This is a genomic window from Sphingobium sp. RS1 (assembly GCF_056156825.1).
The window spans coordinates 1,781,480-1,797,304 of record NZ_JBLZXE010000002.1; the positions used below are offsets into that span (position 1 = coordinate 1,781,480).

The following is a 15,825-nucleotide window of genomic DNA, read 5'->3' on the forward strand; positions in this document are numbered from 1 at the left end:
GTCCGTCGGGCCGTGTCAATTGCAAAACCCGGCCCCGCCCGCCACCTGCGACACCCTGTTGCGGGCATCGCGCAAGCGGCGAAGACCGTCGGAAATTACGCTATCGGATAGGCTGGTTTGGTCACGCCATGCGCCGTGATCCAGGCTTCGGTCGTGACGACATCCTCCAACGTATGCACGTCGAAACAGCCTTCGGTCAGATAGGGTTTGATCCGCTGCCCCATGACCGGCCACGGCCCCTGCCCTTCCTTGTCCCAGACCGCCGAGGCGCGCAGCGCCCAGATGGAATGATCGAAGAACAGACAGGTCGGCAACTCCTGGCGATTGGCCGATGCATTGCCCGATCCCGGCACGAACGGAGCCAATGTGCCATCTTCCCGCACGGTCTTGCCGCGATAGGGGTGATATTCGGACATGTCATGGCACGGAACCACCGACGACAAGGACGGATCCTGCAACAGCCCATCGATACAGTCATCGACAATATGTTCGGTGATGGTGCCGACATTGGCATGCTGGACCACGACGATGTCCACATCACCCTCCGCCTCGATCAGTTTCATCGCATGGCGCACCGCGTCGGAACTTTGCGCTGTCGCGCTAGCCAATTCGTCCGGGCGACGGATCGGCGTGTATCCCGCCTTGCGTCCCGTCTCCAATATCTCGTCGTCGTCGCTGCTGACATAATAGCGGCCGATATGGGCGCTGCGCAGCGCGGCGGACGCCGCCCAGACCATCAGCGGTACGCCATGGACCGGCAGGACATTCTTGCCCTTGAGCGAACTGCCGCCCCGGCCGATCATCAGCGCCACTATCCGGCTGGACTTCGACATGCAGAAAATACCCTTATACTACAATATGTTATGCTGAAGGAAAAGGCGGCCAAAGAGCCGCCTCACCTTTATTCCGCAGCCGCAACCCGATATTTATGATGTTCGCTCGGACGGATATCCTTTTCTTCCGATCCCACGATTATCTCCGCCTCGCGCACCTTGGCGACATAATCCTTGAATTCGGACTTGGTCAGGTCGAGCGCGACGGCGTCGAAATGGGCCCATTCGGTATTGCCCAGCTTCACATGCTTCTCGACCATGCGGGCGCCCGCCGCCACCGCCAGAGCCGATCCGAACCAACCCGCGTCATGGCTGGAATAACCAGCAACGATCTGCGGCTGCTCGCGCGACAGCCGGTCATAATGGCGCACCACGCCGACATTGCAGTCCTCGGCCGGCGTCGGATAAGCCGAATTGCATTGCAGCAGATAGAGTTGGGGGCTGTTCCTGAAGGTATTGAGCACCCAATTCTCGAAGGCCTTGTCGGTCATGCCGGTCGACAGCACGATCGGCCGGTCGCAGGTGCGCGCCACCATCGACAGATAGTCGGTATGCTCCGAAATGGTCGACGGCAGCTTGATCATCGCCGACCCCAGGTCCATCAGCCCGCGATAGGATTTCGCATCAAGGGCGGAGGCAAACCACTGGATACCCAGTTGCTTGCACAGCCCGTCCAGATAGGCGAAGTCATCATCGCTCAGTTCCAGCTGGTGACGATAGTCGGCGAATGTCGTACCGAAGGGCGACTTGTACGGCGCGGCCAGTTGTTCGCGCGAATAGAAGCTTTCGACGTCGCGCTTCTGGACCTTGACGAAATTGGCCCCAGCCGCCTTGGCAGCGCGAACCATGCGTTCCAGCCGGCCACGATCACCGAAATGATTGGTCGTCAGTTCCGCGATCACGGACACTGCCCAGGGGCGCTCCGCTTCTCCTCCACCCGGCAGGAAATGATGCCGCAGGTCGGTGGTCGTCATCCGCGAATAGGAGCGATCGCCGACATGCACCACATCCAGGTCGGTGCCGCGCAGCATGTAGAGCGCGTTCAGCAGGAAATTCTCCTGCATGTCGATGCGCAGGCGACGCTGGTCCGCCGTATCATTTTCATAAGACCGGCCCAGGGCATGCGCACTACCCATGTCGGCGCGAAAATCGAAGCCGACCAGATAGACGGTCTGCGGGCGCCCCCGCGCTTCGGCGACCTTGCGGGCAACCTGCAACGCGGAAATCAGCAGTACGTCCTCGATCACGAAATCGCCTGCCAGCAGGCGCTGCATCATCAGGTCGCCGCTTTCCTGGCTGAGCGGCACATGGTCGGCGCGCACCACCTCGGCGCCAGCCGGCTTGAAGTCGGTCGAGGTGAGGTACAGCCGCGCCCGCGCGCCGCTTTCCGCCAGCGACTGCTTGACCCAGTCGGCGTGAAAGATCGAGATATCGGCCGGATAGATGCGCTCGGCGTCGTTCAGGCCAATGACCAGAGAGCCGGCATAGACCTCCGCCGGGACGTCGTCAGCCGACGGGCCCTTGCCCAGGATGAAGATCGTGTCGGTGCCATATGTCGACGCGATGGCGCTTATCGGGGTCGAGAAATTGTCCATGATAAGGTTCTCCTTCGAGAAATACCGCACAGCCGGCCTCATGGGCCAGCGCTACGCCCGCCAGCAGATCCCAGGAGTAGGCCCCCTTGGGATTGACAAAGCGCGCATAGGCCCCGCGTATGACGTTATACATGTTGTAGACGGCGCATCCCATCACGCGCCCTTCGGGATTACCCGCCAGAATGGCGCCGATTTCGGCGTTATAGGAAGAAGACAGGCCCACGATCCGCGACCGATAGGTCGCAATGGTCATGCCCGACATGAGGATGTCGCCCATTTCCGGCAACATCAGAGCGCTACCCTGATGCACACCGTCCTGCCAGATCGACAGCGCGACACCCCATTCCTTCAGGCCCGAGCAGAAATTCTCGGTTCCGTCGATCGGATCGAGTACCGCCACCCAACCGGAACGGATGTCCTGCCCGGCGACATAGCTTTCCTCGGCAACCAGCGTGACGTCAGGCAGACGCGCACGCAGAAAGTCCGCAATCAGCTTTTCCTGAAACAGGTCGGCCTGCGTCACCGGGCTGCCATCGGGCTTCCAATTGATTTCGCGACGCAGCGACAATGTCTGATCGAGATTGTCACGGACCAGCGCCCAACAGTCTTCCAACAGGGATGAAATCGACACCTAGCCCCCGATCCTTGATTCACATGATCCCGGCCGGGCCGCAGTCGACGCGCCCGTTCCTATCGCCGCAGCGACGTTGATCCGTCCATTATTCAGCTTTAAGCTTTTCCACCAGCCCTTTGTAGCGGGACCCATGGCCCGACAAGATAGCGGAAAAGGCATCCAGGTCGCTTTTTTCGTAGTGGACCGGGTTACCGCGCAACATCGCCATCAACAGCAACGGCGGCGCCTCCTCATCGGGGCGCACGTTGCTCAGATAGCGCTCAACATTCTCCGTCAGCACATAGTTGGGACGAGCCCCCACCACGATCTCACGATGATAATATTGCGTGCGACAGAATAATATATCTTTGAAGAAGGCCGTAAAGAGCGAAAGCGCCTGAGCGATGAAGGAATCGCCGAAAATCACGATGCGCCCCTTCGCATTGGGATGCTCGCTGATCAGCAGATTCATGCGGCCGTCATTGCCGCTGGTCACATGATTGTCGAACTTGTGGACCTTCCAGCCAGCAGCCAGCGTTTCGTTGGGCTGAGTGATCGGCGGGTCGAACCGCTTGCCCAGATCGCCCGGCGCCTCGCCCGAACGGGGACGGATCAGCTTGGCCAGTTCGGCCACCCGTGTGTGCACCATGGCTTCGTCCAGTCCCAGGCCGAGCACGACCTCTTCCACCGCAGCCAGCCGCCCGCGCCAGGTCCAGTGCGTATCCGCGAAGCCATAGCCGCCATGCTCCAGTGCACGCAGCTTTTCGGTCGGGAACAGAAAGGGCGCGCGTACGCGCTGCCGGTAGATATCCCCCAGGATGATGGGGTTGGCGATGGGGAAGGATTCATCAAGGACGGTATGCTTGTCCGGCGCGACGAGATGCACATGACGCGCACCGCAGCCAGCCGCATGCTCGGCGCGAGCTACCAGATTGGCCTGAAAATTCGTTACCGACGCGTCCGACACATCAGCCTTGCCGGTCAGGAAGTCCAGCGGGCGGTGATGGCCGTCCGCAAGGAACAATTCCCCCTTCTTCCCGATAATGACGCCGTTCTTGATTTCCACCTGGTCCACCTGGCACCCTTTTTCAACAAATCAATGCGAGTCCCAGCCAGCATTACGGCAGGGCATAGAAAGAATTTCCAACATCAAATAACAGGACAGCCAGTCAGACAGACAGCCTTAAAAGAATTGAATATAACCCTTATCCCTAAGTCGAGCCAAAACCGCAAATTCGACTTCCATGGGGCAATGTGCATCATCCCAATGTTTCAGCGCCCGGCCGAAATCGCGCCCATCCTTGTAATAATGTTCTTCACCACCCTGACGCGGTTCGATCTCGAACCCGAACAGGGAAATCGTGACACCCTGGCTGAAGAAGGGGGCGAGGAAGGACAGGATCACGATACCCGACCGCGGCGGCTTGCGCGGATAGGCGCCGGTTTCGACATGTTGCGACAATATAGGCAGGGCCGCATGCGTATGCATGTCCCGGTTGGGATAGTAGATCGCGTCACCCTTATATCCCAGATCGTTCAGCACCGCTTCGTTTTCGACGCGGGTAATGATAGTCGACGGCTCGTCCAACTCCCGGAAAAATGTCCAGTAGCGTTCCTTGAGTGGGACGCCCACGAAGCGGATGTCGGTTCGCGACCCACCGAAATCTTCGAACCCGGTAGTGCGGCCGTCATTAACGCGAATGATCACGTCATGCGCATCGATCCGCTGCCCGTTTCGGTCCTGTCCCAGACGCGGCGAATTGCCGATGACGGCAATTGATGCAGGCTTGTCCTTCTTGCCCATGACGGCGTCAAAAAAGAAATTACCCGCCTCCTGATCCGACATCTTCACCTTCCAATAAGCCCTACCGCCATGCGGCCTTCCGATCGTTTGATGCCCTCATGTGGCACGGTCACCAGCCGCTTTCCAGCTAAGAATCATCGACATGCCCTTGAAGGCAACCGCGAAAACATCTGCAGGATCAGCAAGAGGCCCTGTTAAGAGCGGATAAAACGCGCGTCGCACAAAGGTTCATTTTTTTGTTCCGCGCACGAAACTGGAAGGGGTTCCTGATGGTTATGCGCCGCATGATGTTCTCGATCCCCCTCGCCCTTGCCTATCTGGCGGGCACCACGCCCTTCAGCCTTGCAGCAGCCGGCGCTGCGGATCGCGGCGCCCAGACATGCCGGGCACCTGAGGTAGAGCATAACCGCCCCGGGCTGCGGTCGATCCGGCTCGGCGATGCCTGGTCGGGGGTGAGGGTCCGCTACCCCGCGATCGAACGTAATGGCAAATATTATTTCGGCTTTTTCGATTCCGATCGGCAATTGACGGTTGCCGAATATGCTCCCGCCCAGAACAAGCTATGCCTCAATCGCATTGCATCGCGCTTTGGCGGCTGGGACAGCCACAATGGCATCTTCATGGCCTTCGATCCGCAAGGCTATCTGCATGTCGCTGGCAACATGCATGGTTCACCCATGGTCTATGCGCGCGGGCCACGCGCAGATTCCGCGCAGGGCATCAAATTGGCGCCGATGGTCGGTCGCGACGAAGCCCGCGTTACCTATCCTCGCTTCCAGATCGACGATGATGGCCGGCTCATGTTCCTCTATCGATCAGGCGGCAGTGGCAACGGCGCATGGATTGCCAATCGCCTGGAAAATGGTCGCTGGACCCGACTGAGCGGCGGCAATCTCTTCGCTTCGCGCGATCGTCAGGGACCGGTCAGCGCCTATCCAACCAATCCGCTTCAGGATGCCGATGGCCGTTTCCACATTGCGATCGTCTGGCGCCGCTCGCCCGACACCGCCACCAACTTCCGCGTCAGCTACATCTCCACGACGGATTTCCAGACCTGGCAACTGGCGTCCGGCAAGACTGTGCGCGGCCCGATCACGCCTGACAATGCGGATAGCGTGGACGATGTCGGCGTCGACAACGGGCTGGGCACCAGCGCGTCACTCGCCCTCGACGGACGCGGCAATCCCGTGATCGCCTACACCAAATATGACCAGTCAGGTGCCAATGCCGTCTTCATCGCCCACCCGTCCGGCCAGGGATGGCGCGTGGAGCGGCTCGCAAGCGGCAAGACGCGGGTGGCCGTTGAGGGGCGGGGCACGCGCCAGCGCGCAGACGTCACCAATATCGCCAAGCTCGACCCCGCCAAAGGCACCGTGACCGTGACCTTCCCCAAATCGAAGCCGCAAACGCTGCGCTTCGGGGCGCCCGCCGGCGCAATGCGATTGGCACAGGATAGCGCCGAACAACCGGCGCGCATTGCCGGTATATTGTCGCCGCCGCGCGGCCTTCTCCGCCCATCATTGCGTAAGGTGTCTGTCATCGATTCGGATAGCGGCAAGCCAACGGAAGGCGTCGTCCAATATTTCGCGCAGGACTCCAATCGCGATATCGCCCCCGCCTGCAACGCCGATGCCCCGCTCGCCTGCAAACCGCCAGCATCGCCCATCTATCTCGTGCTGCCGAACTGAGACACCGCGCATCGAAACGCGACTGTAGTTTTCAGTCCAATGGCGAAACGAGGAGGTTCAGCGTTAGGCCGACGCCATCGGCTATTGCGCCGCGATGCAACATCAGCAAGAAAAGGCATGCATTTTTGGGGAACGCATTCAGGTAGACTGGCGCGCGGGCCGAACGGTTCGCGTGACTTCGTTGTGACATGAAGCGTGGGCAACAGGTCGTTGCACACAGGGGCGGGGAAGAATGAGCAGTAGCATTCGCGGAAATTTCGACGGCGTTCAGCAGAATAATCTGGTCGGATGGGTTTTCGATCCCACCAATCATCCGGCCGAAGTGATGGCCATGATTGACGGCGAATTCGTCGCCTTCGCAGCCGCCAATAATTATCGCCCCGACCTCGAGCGCGCCGGCGTGAACAATGGCCTGTGCGGATTTCGGATCGCCATTCCCGAACAGTTTCTGGAAGGCGGATCGCACAAGGTCGAATTGTGGCTCGACGGCGGCCAGCGCCGATTTGCCCCGGCCTTCATGTTCCAGTCACCCGATGCAGCGCCCAAGCCTGCCGTTGAGCCGAAAGCTGAAGCGCCGGTCGCCGAAGCAAAGCCGGCGGCAGAGGCCGAGCCAGTGGCCAAACCCACGGCCCAACCGGAGGCAGCATCTGGCACGCCGTCCAAAAATGCTCCTAAAGCGAGTGCCGCACAAGGCGAGCCCGCAGTCAAAACTCCAGAAGCCGCCGCTCAGGAAACGCCCGCCCCGGCACCCAAGGAGGGCAAGCCAGCCGCTCCGGCCAAAGGCAAAGCGTCCCTGATCCCCAAGATCGACGCAAAATCGGCGGCGTTCAACGCGATGCAGCGTTCCGTTTCGGAAAGCTCGGTCTTCAACGGCGCGATCGGCGCGCTTAACAAATTTTGCAATCTCTATGGCAACACTCCTTATTATGAGCGATTGAGGCTGGCTGCTCGCGGCACGACGCGGCTCGACTGCTTCATGCAGATCAGCAATACGATCAATCGCGTGGACCAGGCCCGCGAAGGGCAGTTGCCCAAGACCGGCCCGCTGGTGTCGATCATCATGCCGGCACATAATCGCGAGGATCTGATCGACGATGCGATCCGTTCGGTCTTGGCACAAAGCTACAAGCGGTTCGAACTCATCATCTGCGACGATGCGAGCAAGGACAAGACCGTCGCGACCATCAAGTCGTTCAAGGATCCGCGCATCATCCTGACCAAGCATCAGGAGCAAAAAGGGGCGGCTGCGGCACGCAACAGCAGCCTCAAACATGCCCGTGGCGAGATCATCGCCTATCTCGATTCCGACAATGTCTGGCATCCCCGTTATCTGGAGATCATGCTGGAGGAGCTGGCCAACTGGCCAGGCCATCTGTCGGCCTATGCCGGCTATTTCGACATCGACATCGGCGAAGACACGATCCGCATCAAAAAGGCGGAGATCAAGAATTTCCATCTGGAAGACCAGATCGCCACGCCGTTCGTGGATCTAAATAGCTTCGTCCATCGCCGCCATCTCTACGACGTTCTAGGCGGCTTCGACGAACGGCTCGCCCGGCGGCAGGATTATGACATGGTCGCCCGCTATTGCTGGCTACGCGAACCCCGTGTGGTGCCGCACGCGCTGAACCTGTACCAGCGCATCGCCAACGCCCAGCAGATCACCAAGTTGCAGAAGGAGGACACCAAGTCCCCCAAGATCATCGCGGACAAGATCGAGGGCTATTATAAGGATGGCCTGCCCGCCAAGCTGCCTTCCTGGGTGAAGAAGGTGTCGGTCGTGTCGTGGGACATGAGCCGCAACCATTTCGCCAAGGCCTATTGCGTGGCGGAAGCGCTGAGCAAGCATGTGGAGGTCGAAATGATCTCCTACCGCTTCTTCGACGAGGAAATCTTCCAGCCGCTCGCGGACAAGAAGCCCCCGTTCGAATGCAAATATTTCGACGGCGGCAACTTCCCCGATTTCTTCGGCAATTTCGCCAAGGGAATGGAAGCGATCACCGGCGACGTCATCTATGCCGTGAAGCCGCGCCTGACCTCATTCGGCCTGGCCCTGATGGCCAATTATCACACCGGCAAGCCGATCATGCTGGAATGCAACGATCTCGAAACGGTGGTGAATAATGCCAAGGCGACCGACGCCCATGCCGAAAAGCAGCTGGCCGACCTGTTCGGCGCCGGCGACAAGGCGAACATTCCCCATGAGCTCATCTGGTCTGAAATCCTCGATCCGCTGGTGGCGGAGATCCCGACCGTCTTCACCCACAATATCAACCTGAACCTGCATTACGACCGCCGTTGCCTGTACATGCGCAACATCAAGGATGACTCGCTCTATCGGCCCGAGGATCTGGACCGGGATGCAATTCGTCAGGAACTGGGCTTCAAGCCGGACGACCGCATCATCCTGTTCGGCGGCCTCGTGCGCAAGCATAAGGGCATTTTCGAACTGGTCGACCTGCTCAACGCGCTGGGCGATCCCCGTTACAAGCTGCTGGTCGTCGGCAGCCGCGACACGCCCGACCTCATGAAGCTGAGCAAGGAGCATCGCGACAATATCACGGTGCTGCCGCCCCAGCCTCCCGAACGCATGGCCGCGATCAACCTGGCATCCGACCTGATCGTGCTGTGGCTCGATCCGGACGTGCCGGCGGGCCAGTATCAAAGCCCGTACAAGATGTCCGACGCACTGGCGATGGGGCCGACCATCATCGCCTCGCCGACCAGCGATCTGGCCGATCTGGCGACGCGCGGGCTGATGCTCAACGTGCCGTTCGGCAACCAGAAGAAGCTGGTTTCCACCATCCGCCGCGTCTTCGACCAGCCGGAGGAAACCGCCAAGCGCCGGCAGCGCGCGCGCAAGTTCTTCGAGCGCGAATTCTCCTATCCGTCGGTATTCCCGGCCTTTGCGCTAGGCGTCGCCCAGTTGGAACGGAACAAGGTCTATCCGGTGTCGGAACGTTTCGCTGAATTCTTCGCCGAATATCGCCGCCGCATGCTCGCGGGGAAGTGACGCCATGAAGATCGCGATCAAGAATCCCGCCCCCATAGGCCCTAGCCTGGAAAAATGGGGAGACTATCATTTCGGCCTCGCGCTCGCCAGGTCGCTGGAAAAGCTGGGTGCCACCGTCGTCCAGCATTTCTGGCCGCATTGGGATGCCGATGATGGCGAGGATATGGTCATCGTCCTGCGTGGCAAGCGCAGCTATACGCCACCGCCATCGAAACTGTCGCTCATCTGGATCATCAGCCATCCCGGCACGATCAAATATGATGAAATTTCCCAGTTCGACATGGTCTATGTCGCGTCGGAAACCCATTATAAGGCGATCCGCGCATTGCCAGGGCTGACGGTCGACATTGCACGGCAATGCACGGATACCAGCGTTTTCTATGCCGATGGTCAGGATGCGCTGCGGCGCGACGTGTCGTTCGTCGCCAACAGCCGCGGCGTCCGGCGCGAAGTGCTCAGCTGGGCGATCAGCAACGGCACGCCGGTCCATGTCATCGGTCGGCATTGGGGCAATCTTGGACTGAGCCATCTGGTCCAGTCGCAATATATCGACAACGACGCCCTACCCGATTTCTATCGCCGGACCCGACTGACGCTCAACGATCATTGGAGCGACATGGCCCATTTCGGCTATATCAACAATCGTATCTTCGATTGCCTGGCATGCGGGACGCCGGTGCTGACCGACGAATTCTCCGAACTGCGGTCGGTATGCGGCGACGGCCTTCTCTACGCATCGGACATGGACAGTTTCGACCGGGCGATCGAGGAATATCTGCTGGATTACCCCACCGTGCTGGGCCGTGCGCAGCAATTGTGGCAGCGGATCGGCCATAATTACAGCTTCGATGCCCGCGCCGCGCAGATATGGGACTGGGCAACTACCACCCACTCCCTGCGCAATTCGCTCTGCTATGACGCGGACGGTGCCAATATGGCGTCGGCCGACCCATTGGATTCAGTGATCGGACAGGCTGTCGACCTGCTCCGCAAGGCTGGCGTTACGCGCGAAGTGCAGACGCTGCACCTGTGCCCATCGCCCTGGGGCACGTCGGCACTCTTCGCCAACAAGGAAATCGCCTATCTTTCGGGCGGTTTCGGGCGTGGACCATGGCATGTGCTGATGGACAATGACATGAGCGGCCTGGCCGACAAGCATTTCGACATGATCGTAATCGAACCGACCGACAATCTTGCCGATCTGGTCGGTCAGGATCATCTCGCCTTCTCTGGACGGCTGGCGTCCAAGCTCAACAAGAACGGGATTGTGGTCGCCCCGACTGCGCAGGCCGGCGCGTTATTGCCAGGCTGGCAGGGCATCGGTGAGGCCAGCGCCTTCGCCGTGCTTCAGCCCGGGGCTGCCTGAACCAGGCCGGACATGCCATCCTTGCCCGTCCAACGCGCTTGTGCGGCGCGGCGGGTGCAGGGGCGTCGGCATAACGGGAAAACATCATGATGCCGCCGCCCCAAATCATAGATCGCGTCTGGTCCGGGCATCCTGTCGGCTTCGCCATGGTGGCCGACGATGATCGCATCTTCGTCGGCTATTATGACGGCAATCGCGTGCTGACGCTCGCCAGCCGCCTGCTGTCGGGTGGGGAATGGTCGTTTCAGGCCTTTCCATCCAAGATCGGCTGGGACAGCCATAAATATATCGCCCTCGCGCTTGATGGGCACGGCCGATTGCACATGGCCGCCAACATGCACGTCACGCCGCTCAACTATTATATCATGGAGGAACCCGGCCGGATCGAGACGATGAAGCAAGCGCGCTTCCTGGTCGAGCCCGATCAGGAAAGCCGGGTCACCTATCCCGAATTTCTGCGCCTGCCCGACGGCGATCTGATATTCAAATTTCGCGACGGACGCAGCGGCAACGGCAACACCCTCTATTATCTGTTCGATGACGATGCGCGCCAATGGCGCAACCTGACCGGCGTGCCGGTTCTGGATGGCGGAGGCGAACGCAATGCCTATCCGGTCGGCCCGGTGCCGAGTGGCGATGGCTGGTTCCATCTCGCCTGGGTCTGGCGGGATAGCCGCATGGCCGAAACCACCCACAGCCTCTGCCATGCCATGAGCCGCGACCTGGTCCATTGGCAGAAAGCCAATGGCGCACCGCTGACGCTCCCGATCACCTATGGCGACGCCCCAATCGTGGACCCGGTCCCGCAAAAAGGCGGGATGATCAACAATAATAGCCTGATCGGCTTCGACCATCGGCACCGGCCCATGATCAGCTATCATAAATATGACGATCAGGGGCAGACCCAGATCTTCTTGGCCCGCTTCCAACGTCGTCGTTGGCACATCGCACAAGCCAGCGACTGGACGGGATATCGCTGGCAATTTGAGGGGCCGGGTACGCTGGATTTCGAAATCACGCTCACTCCCTCCTATCAAAGGGGATCGCGGATCATCGTTCCGGTCAGTCGGCAGGGACGCCAGAGCCTGTTGCGGCTGGACGGCACAACGCTCACGCGACTGGACGAAGTGGAAAGGCCGCATGATCCCGTGCATGATGTCCTTGCGGAACAGCCCTTGCCGTCCGGCATGGAATGGAACAGCCGCCATCTGACTCTGCCCGATAGGCAATTTCTGCTTGCCTGGCCGACCTTGCCGTCCAATCGCGATCGACCGCGCCGTTCCCATCCCACGCCCACCAGCATGATCCTGCTGGAATCCGGTGCCGCCGGGTTCGCGACCAAAGCCCGCAATAGGAAACGCAACAAGCAATCGCCAACCGCAGACGATTTGGCCTAAGGTCCGCGCCGTCCACGATTCTTGCCATCCCCCCTGCCCTGCCCTAGTCTGCCGACACGGCGTCAATTGGAGAATTTTGTGCGCAAAGGAATAATATTGGCCGGCGGTTCCGGAACCCGGCTCTATCCCTTGACCAAGGGCGTCTCCAAACAGTTGATGCCAGTTTATGACAAACCGATGATTTATTATCCGCTCTCGACGCTGATGCTGTCGGGCATCCGGGAAATTCTTATCATCACTACCCCGCATGACGCCGCCGCCTTTCAGGCCTTGCTCGGCAGCGGCGAGGAATTGGGCCTGTCCCTTTCCTACGCCGTGCAGCCGGAGCCCGGCGGGCTGGCACAGGCCTATCATATCGGCGCGGATTTCGTCGGCTCCGATCCCTCCACGCTCGTTCTGGGCGACAATATCTTCTATGGACACGGTCTGGTCGAACTGCTTTCGAACGCCAGCGCGCGCGACAATGGCGCCACCGTCTTCGGCTATTATGTCAGTGATCCGACGGCCTATGGCGTCGTGTCGTTCGGGCCGGATGGGCGCGCGGAAACGATCGAGGAAAAACCGACAGCGCCCAAGTCCAACTATGCCGTCACCGGCCTTTATTTCTATGACGGCCGTGCGGTCGATTTCGCCCGCGATCTGGCCCCTTCGCCGCGCGGCGAACTGGAGATTACGGACCTCAATCGCCTCTATCTTGAGGAAGGATCGCTGTCGGTCGAGATCATGGGCCGCGGCTATGCCTGGCTGGACACGGGCACCCATGGATCGCTGCTCGACGCGGCTCTCTATGTCCGCGTGACGGAGGATCGGCAGGGCCTCAAAATCTGCTGCCCGGAGGAGATCGCCTGGCGCCAGGGCTTCATCGACGACGCCCAGTTGGAAAAGGTCGCGACGCCGCTGCGCAAGAGCGGCTACGGCAATTATCTCATGGGCCTCCTGACCGGCAAGGGAGCCATGGCGTGAAGATCATCGAAACCGCCATTCCCGGCCCGCTCATCATCGAACCGCGCGTGTTCGGCGACGATCGCGGCTTCTTCATGGAAAGCTGGAATGCCGCTGCCTTTCGGGAGGCTGGGCTGGACCTGAATTTCGTGCAGGACAATCACAGCCGATCGGCCAAGGGCGTACTGCGCGGCCTGCATTTCCAGAATCCCAATCCGCAGGGTAAGCTGGTACGCGTTGCCGCCGGCCGGGTCTGGGACGTCGCGGTCGACATCCGTCGCTCCAGCCCCCATTTCGGCAAATGGGTCGGCGTCGAACTATCGGCGGCCAACAAGCGGATGTTCTGGGTGCCTGAGGGTTTCGCCCATGGCTTCGTCAGCCTGGAAGACGGCACCGACTTCCTCTACAAATGCACGGCATTGTATGAGCCGGCCTCGGATCACAGCCTGCTGTGGAATGATCCCGCCATCGGCATCGAATGGCCGCTGGAAGGACTGGACCCGCAATTGTCGGGCAAGGATCAGCAGGCCAGGACGCTGGACGAGATCGAGGCCTTCGCATGAAGGTGCTGATTACCGGCTGTAACGGACAACTGGGCCGCAGCCTTCAGGCAACGGCTCCCACCGGGACCGATCTGCTGTGCCTCGGCTCGGCCGAACTGGACATCAGCCAGGCCGAAGCCGTCGAACAAGCGATTGCCCGGCATGCGCCAGAAGTCGTCATCAACGCCGCGGCCTATACGGCGGTCGATCGTGCCGAGCAGGAAGAGGAACGTGCCTTCGCTATCAATGGCGGCGGCACCGGCTTCCTGGCCGATGCGGCGCGGCGACATGGCGCCCGCTTCGTCCATGTGTCGACGGACTTCGTGTTCGACGGCATATCGGGCATCCCCTATCGGCCCGATGCGCCGACCCGCCCCATGAGCGCCTATGGACGGTCCAAACTGGCCGGCGAGCAGGCGGCTGGCGATGATGCGCTGATAGTGCGGACCGCCTGGGTCTATGCACCCGACGGCGGCAATTTTGTCCGGACCATGTTGCGGTTGATGGGGGAACGCCCCGAAGTGCGCGTCGTCGCCGACCAGATCGGTACGCCCACTTATGCGCCGGCGCTGGCCGAGGCCATCTGGCGCCTGATCGCAGCCGACGCCCGGGGCATGCATCATTATACCGACAGCGGTGCTGCCAGCTGGTACGACTTCGCCGTTGCGATCCAGGAGGAGGCACTAGCTGCGGGGCTGCTTTCGCAGCAGGCGACCATCGTGCCGATCGCGACCAGCGATTATCCCACACCCGCGCGCCGCCCCAGCTATTCGGTACTGGACAAGAGCGCGACCTTTGCGGCCATCGGCGGGCCGGCGCCGCATTGGCGCAGCAATCTGCGCAAAATGATCGCGGCTATCAAGGCACAGGGCTGACATCGCACGACAGGCGCCCGTTCACATCAGGCGGGCGCCTGTACGATGTCCAACCCCTCCAGCAATGCGGCCAGGCTCACGTCCCAGCCGGCTCGTCCAGCGGTCGCCGGCGGCCATGGCGCGTCGAGTGTCGCGATAAGAGCATCGGCCAAATCATCCGGCGTATCGGATTGGAAATAATGAAGGCCAGGCTGCGCCAGTTCCCGGAATACCGGCAGATCGCGCGCCAGCACCCGCCGGCGATGCGACAGGGCCTCCACGATCGGCAGGCCGTAGCCTTCCCCAAGTGACGGCACGACGACCAGGGTTGCGCTGTCATAGAGCGCCGTCAGCAATTCATCCGACACGTTGGGCAGCCAGTGAAAGCCTGCCGAGTTTCCCGCGCGGTCGGCCATGCGCTGCTGGACTGCTTCCGTTCGCCATCCCGGCCTGCCTACCATGACCAGATCGGGCGCCGCCGCGCCCATCCGAGCCTGCAAGCGGTCGAACGCGTCGAGCAGCAGCGCATGCCCCTTGCGCGGCTCGACAGTGGCCACCATCAGCAATGTCGGATGCCGTCGGGCCTTTGCCAGCACGACATGCCCTGCCTCATCAATGCCATCGGTGGGGCGGCTCCCGCCGATATCCCCGCTCAGGGGCAACAAAGCATGGCGCAGCGGATGCCGTCGCGCATGATTACGCTGCCGTAGCACTGCATGCAGATCGTCCGACACCGCGCGCGATATGCACAGCGCAATATCACAATGGCGTTCGATGATCCTGATCCAGCGGCCGAAATGACGTGCCGTACTAGGCGGGAACCAGTCGGGTCGGCGCAGCGGCAGGACGTCATAGACGACCAGGGCGATCGTCGCGCCGCATCGCTTCCACCGCTTCACCTGCCGGCGATGCCGCCACAGGCGATGTGCCGCCAGATCAAGGCCCAGGAAGATATCGCCCGCCCGCAAAGCGATCAGAGGCGCGCTCGGATCGGGCAGCACGATCCGTCCGTCGGGCAGATCGGCCCGGCGATAGCCCCCCTTCACGGTCGCGGCCACCGCCATGATCTCGATCCCGGGCAGCGACGCATGACGCAATTGTTCCCAGAGGGCGCGCACGACACGCTGGATACCGGTCCCCGCGTCGTGCTGGGCAATGGTGGACATGTCGACCACCAG

The 15,825-nt window shown here is 61.0% G+C and carries 13 protein-coding genes; 7 read left to right on the forward strand and 6 right to left on the reverse strand.

Translation table 11 applies throughout. The annotated features are described in order from the left end of the window. Positions 1–95: 95 nt before the first annotated feature. The 5 genes from ACNHGR_RS10220 to ACNHGR_RS10240 form a co-directional block, all read right to left on the reverse strand. Positions 96–833, reverse strand: a complete 738-nt coding sequence (locus ACNHGR_RS10220) for a cytidylyltransferase domain-containing protein (protein ID WP_184266979.1) — start codon at positions 831–833, stop codon at positions 96–98. A 68-nt stretch (positions 834–901) separates the two neighbouring features. Beyond that, complete coding sequence (locus tag ACNHGR_RS10225; protein WP_475285861.1) at positions 902–2,428, reverse strand: N-acetylneuraminate synthase family protein; 1,527 nt, start codon at positions 2,426–2,428, stop codon at positions 902–904. Continuing rightward, positions 2,340–3,059, reverse strand: coding sequence for an inositol monophosphatase family protein (locus tag ACNHGR_RS10230; protein WP_184266983.1), 720 nt, complete (start codon positions 3,057–3,059; stop codon positions 2,340–2,342). Before ACNHGR_RS10230 ends, ACNHGR_RS10225 begins: the two co-directional genes overlap by 89 nt. An 88-nt stretch (positions 3,060–3,147) precedes the next feature. Next, the gene (locus tag ACNHGR_RS10235) at positions 3,148–4,116 is read right to left on the reverse strand and encodes a hypothetical protein (protein ID WP_184266985.1); all 969 of its coding nucleotides are present in this window, start codon (positions 4,114–4,116) and stop codon (positions 3,148–3,150) included. Positions 4,117–4,224: 108 nt separating this feature from the next. After that, positions 4,225–4,887: a glycosyltransferase family 29 protein gene (locus ACNHGR_RS10240; RefSeq protein ID WP_184266987.1), complete on the reverse strand. Its 663-nt coding sequence runs from the start codon at positions 4,885–4,887 to the stop codon at positions 4,225–4,227. Positions 4,888–5,114: 227 nt separating this feature from the next. Here ACNHGR_RS10240 and ACNHGR_RS10245 point away from each other — a divergent pair, with 227 nt between their 5' ends. From ACNHGR_RS10245 to rfbD, 7 genes are all read left to right on the forward strand, one after another. Next, complete coding sequence (locus tag ACNHGR_RS10245) at positions 5,115–6,533, forward strand: BNR repeat-containing protein (protein ID WP_475285864.1); 1,419 nt, start codon at positions 5,115–5,117, stop codon at positions 6,531–6,533. Between the two features lie 232 nt (positions 6,534–6,765). After that, a complete protein-coding gene (locus tag ACNHGR_RS10250; RefSeq protein WP_475285866.1) occupies positions 6,766–9,546 on the forward strand; it encodes a glycosyltransferase in 2,781 nt (926 codons plus the stop codon). Between the two features lie 4 nt (positions 9,547–9,550). Continuing rightward, entirely contained in the window at positions 9,551–10,912 is a 1,362-nt protein-coding gene (locus tag ACNHGR_RS10255) for a glycosyltransferase family protein (RefSeq protein ID WP_475285868.1), read from the forward strand. 86 nt (positions 10,913–10,998) lie between these two features. Continuing rightward, positions 10,999–12,309: a BNR repeat-containing protein gene (locus ACNHGR_RS10260; protein ID WP_475285870.1), complete on the forward strand. Its 1,311-nt coding sequence runs from the start codon at positions 10,999–11,001 to the stop codon at positions 12,307–12,309. Positions 12,310–12,387: 78 nt separating this feature from the next. After that, positions 12,388–13,272: a glucose-1-phosphate thymidylyltransferase RfbA gene (rfbA, locus tag ACNHGR_RS10265; RefSeq protein ID WP_184266997.1), complete on the forward strand. Its 885-nt coding sequence runs from the start codon at positions 12,388–12,390 to the stop codon at positions 13,270–13,272. Then, the gene (gene rfbC / locus ACNHGR_RS10270) at positions 13,269–13,814 is read left to right on the forward strand and encodes a dTDP-4-dehydrorhamnose 3,5-epimerase (RefSeq protein ID WP_475285872.1); all 546 of its coding nucleotides are present in this window, start codon (positions 13,269–13,271) and stop codon (positions 13,812–13,814) included. Before rfbA ends, rfbC begins: the two co-directional genes overlap by 4 nt. Continuing rightward, entirely contained in the window at positions 13,811–14,668 is an 858-nt protein-coding gene (gene rfbD, locus ACNHGR_RS10275) for a dTDP-4-dehydrorhamnose reductase (RefSeq protein WP_475285874.1), read from the forward strand. The genes rfbC and rfbD overlap by 4 nt, the downstream gene beginning before the upstream one ends. Before the next feature lie 26 nt (positions 14,669–14,694). Here rfbD and ACNHGR_RS10280 read toward each other — a convergent pair whose 3' ends face one another. Further along, on the reverse strand, positions 14,695–15,813 hold the full coding sequence (locus ACNHGR_RS10280) for a glycosyltransferase family 4 protein (RefSeq protein WP_475285876.1): 1,119 nt from the start codon (positions 15,811–15,813) through the stop codon (positions 14,695–14,697). Positions 15,814–15,825: the final 12 nt, after the last annotated feature.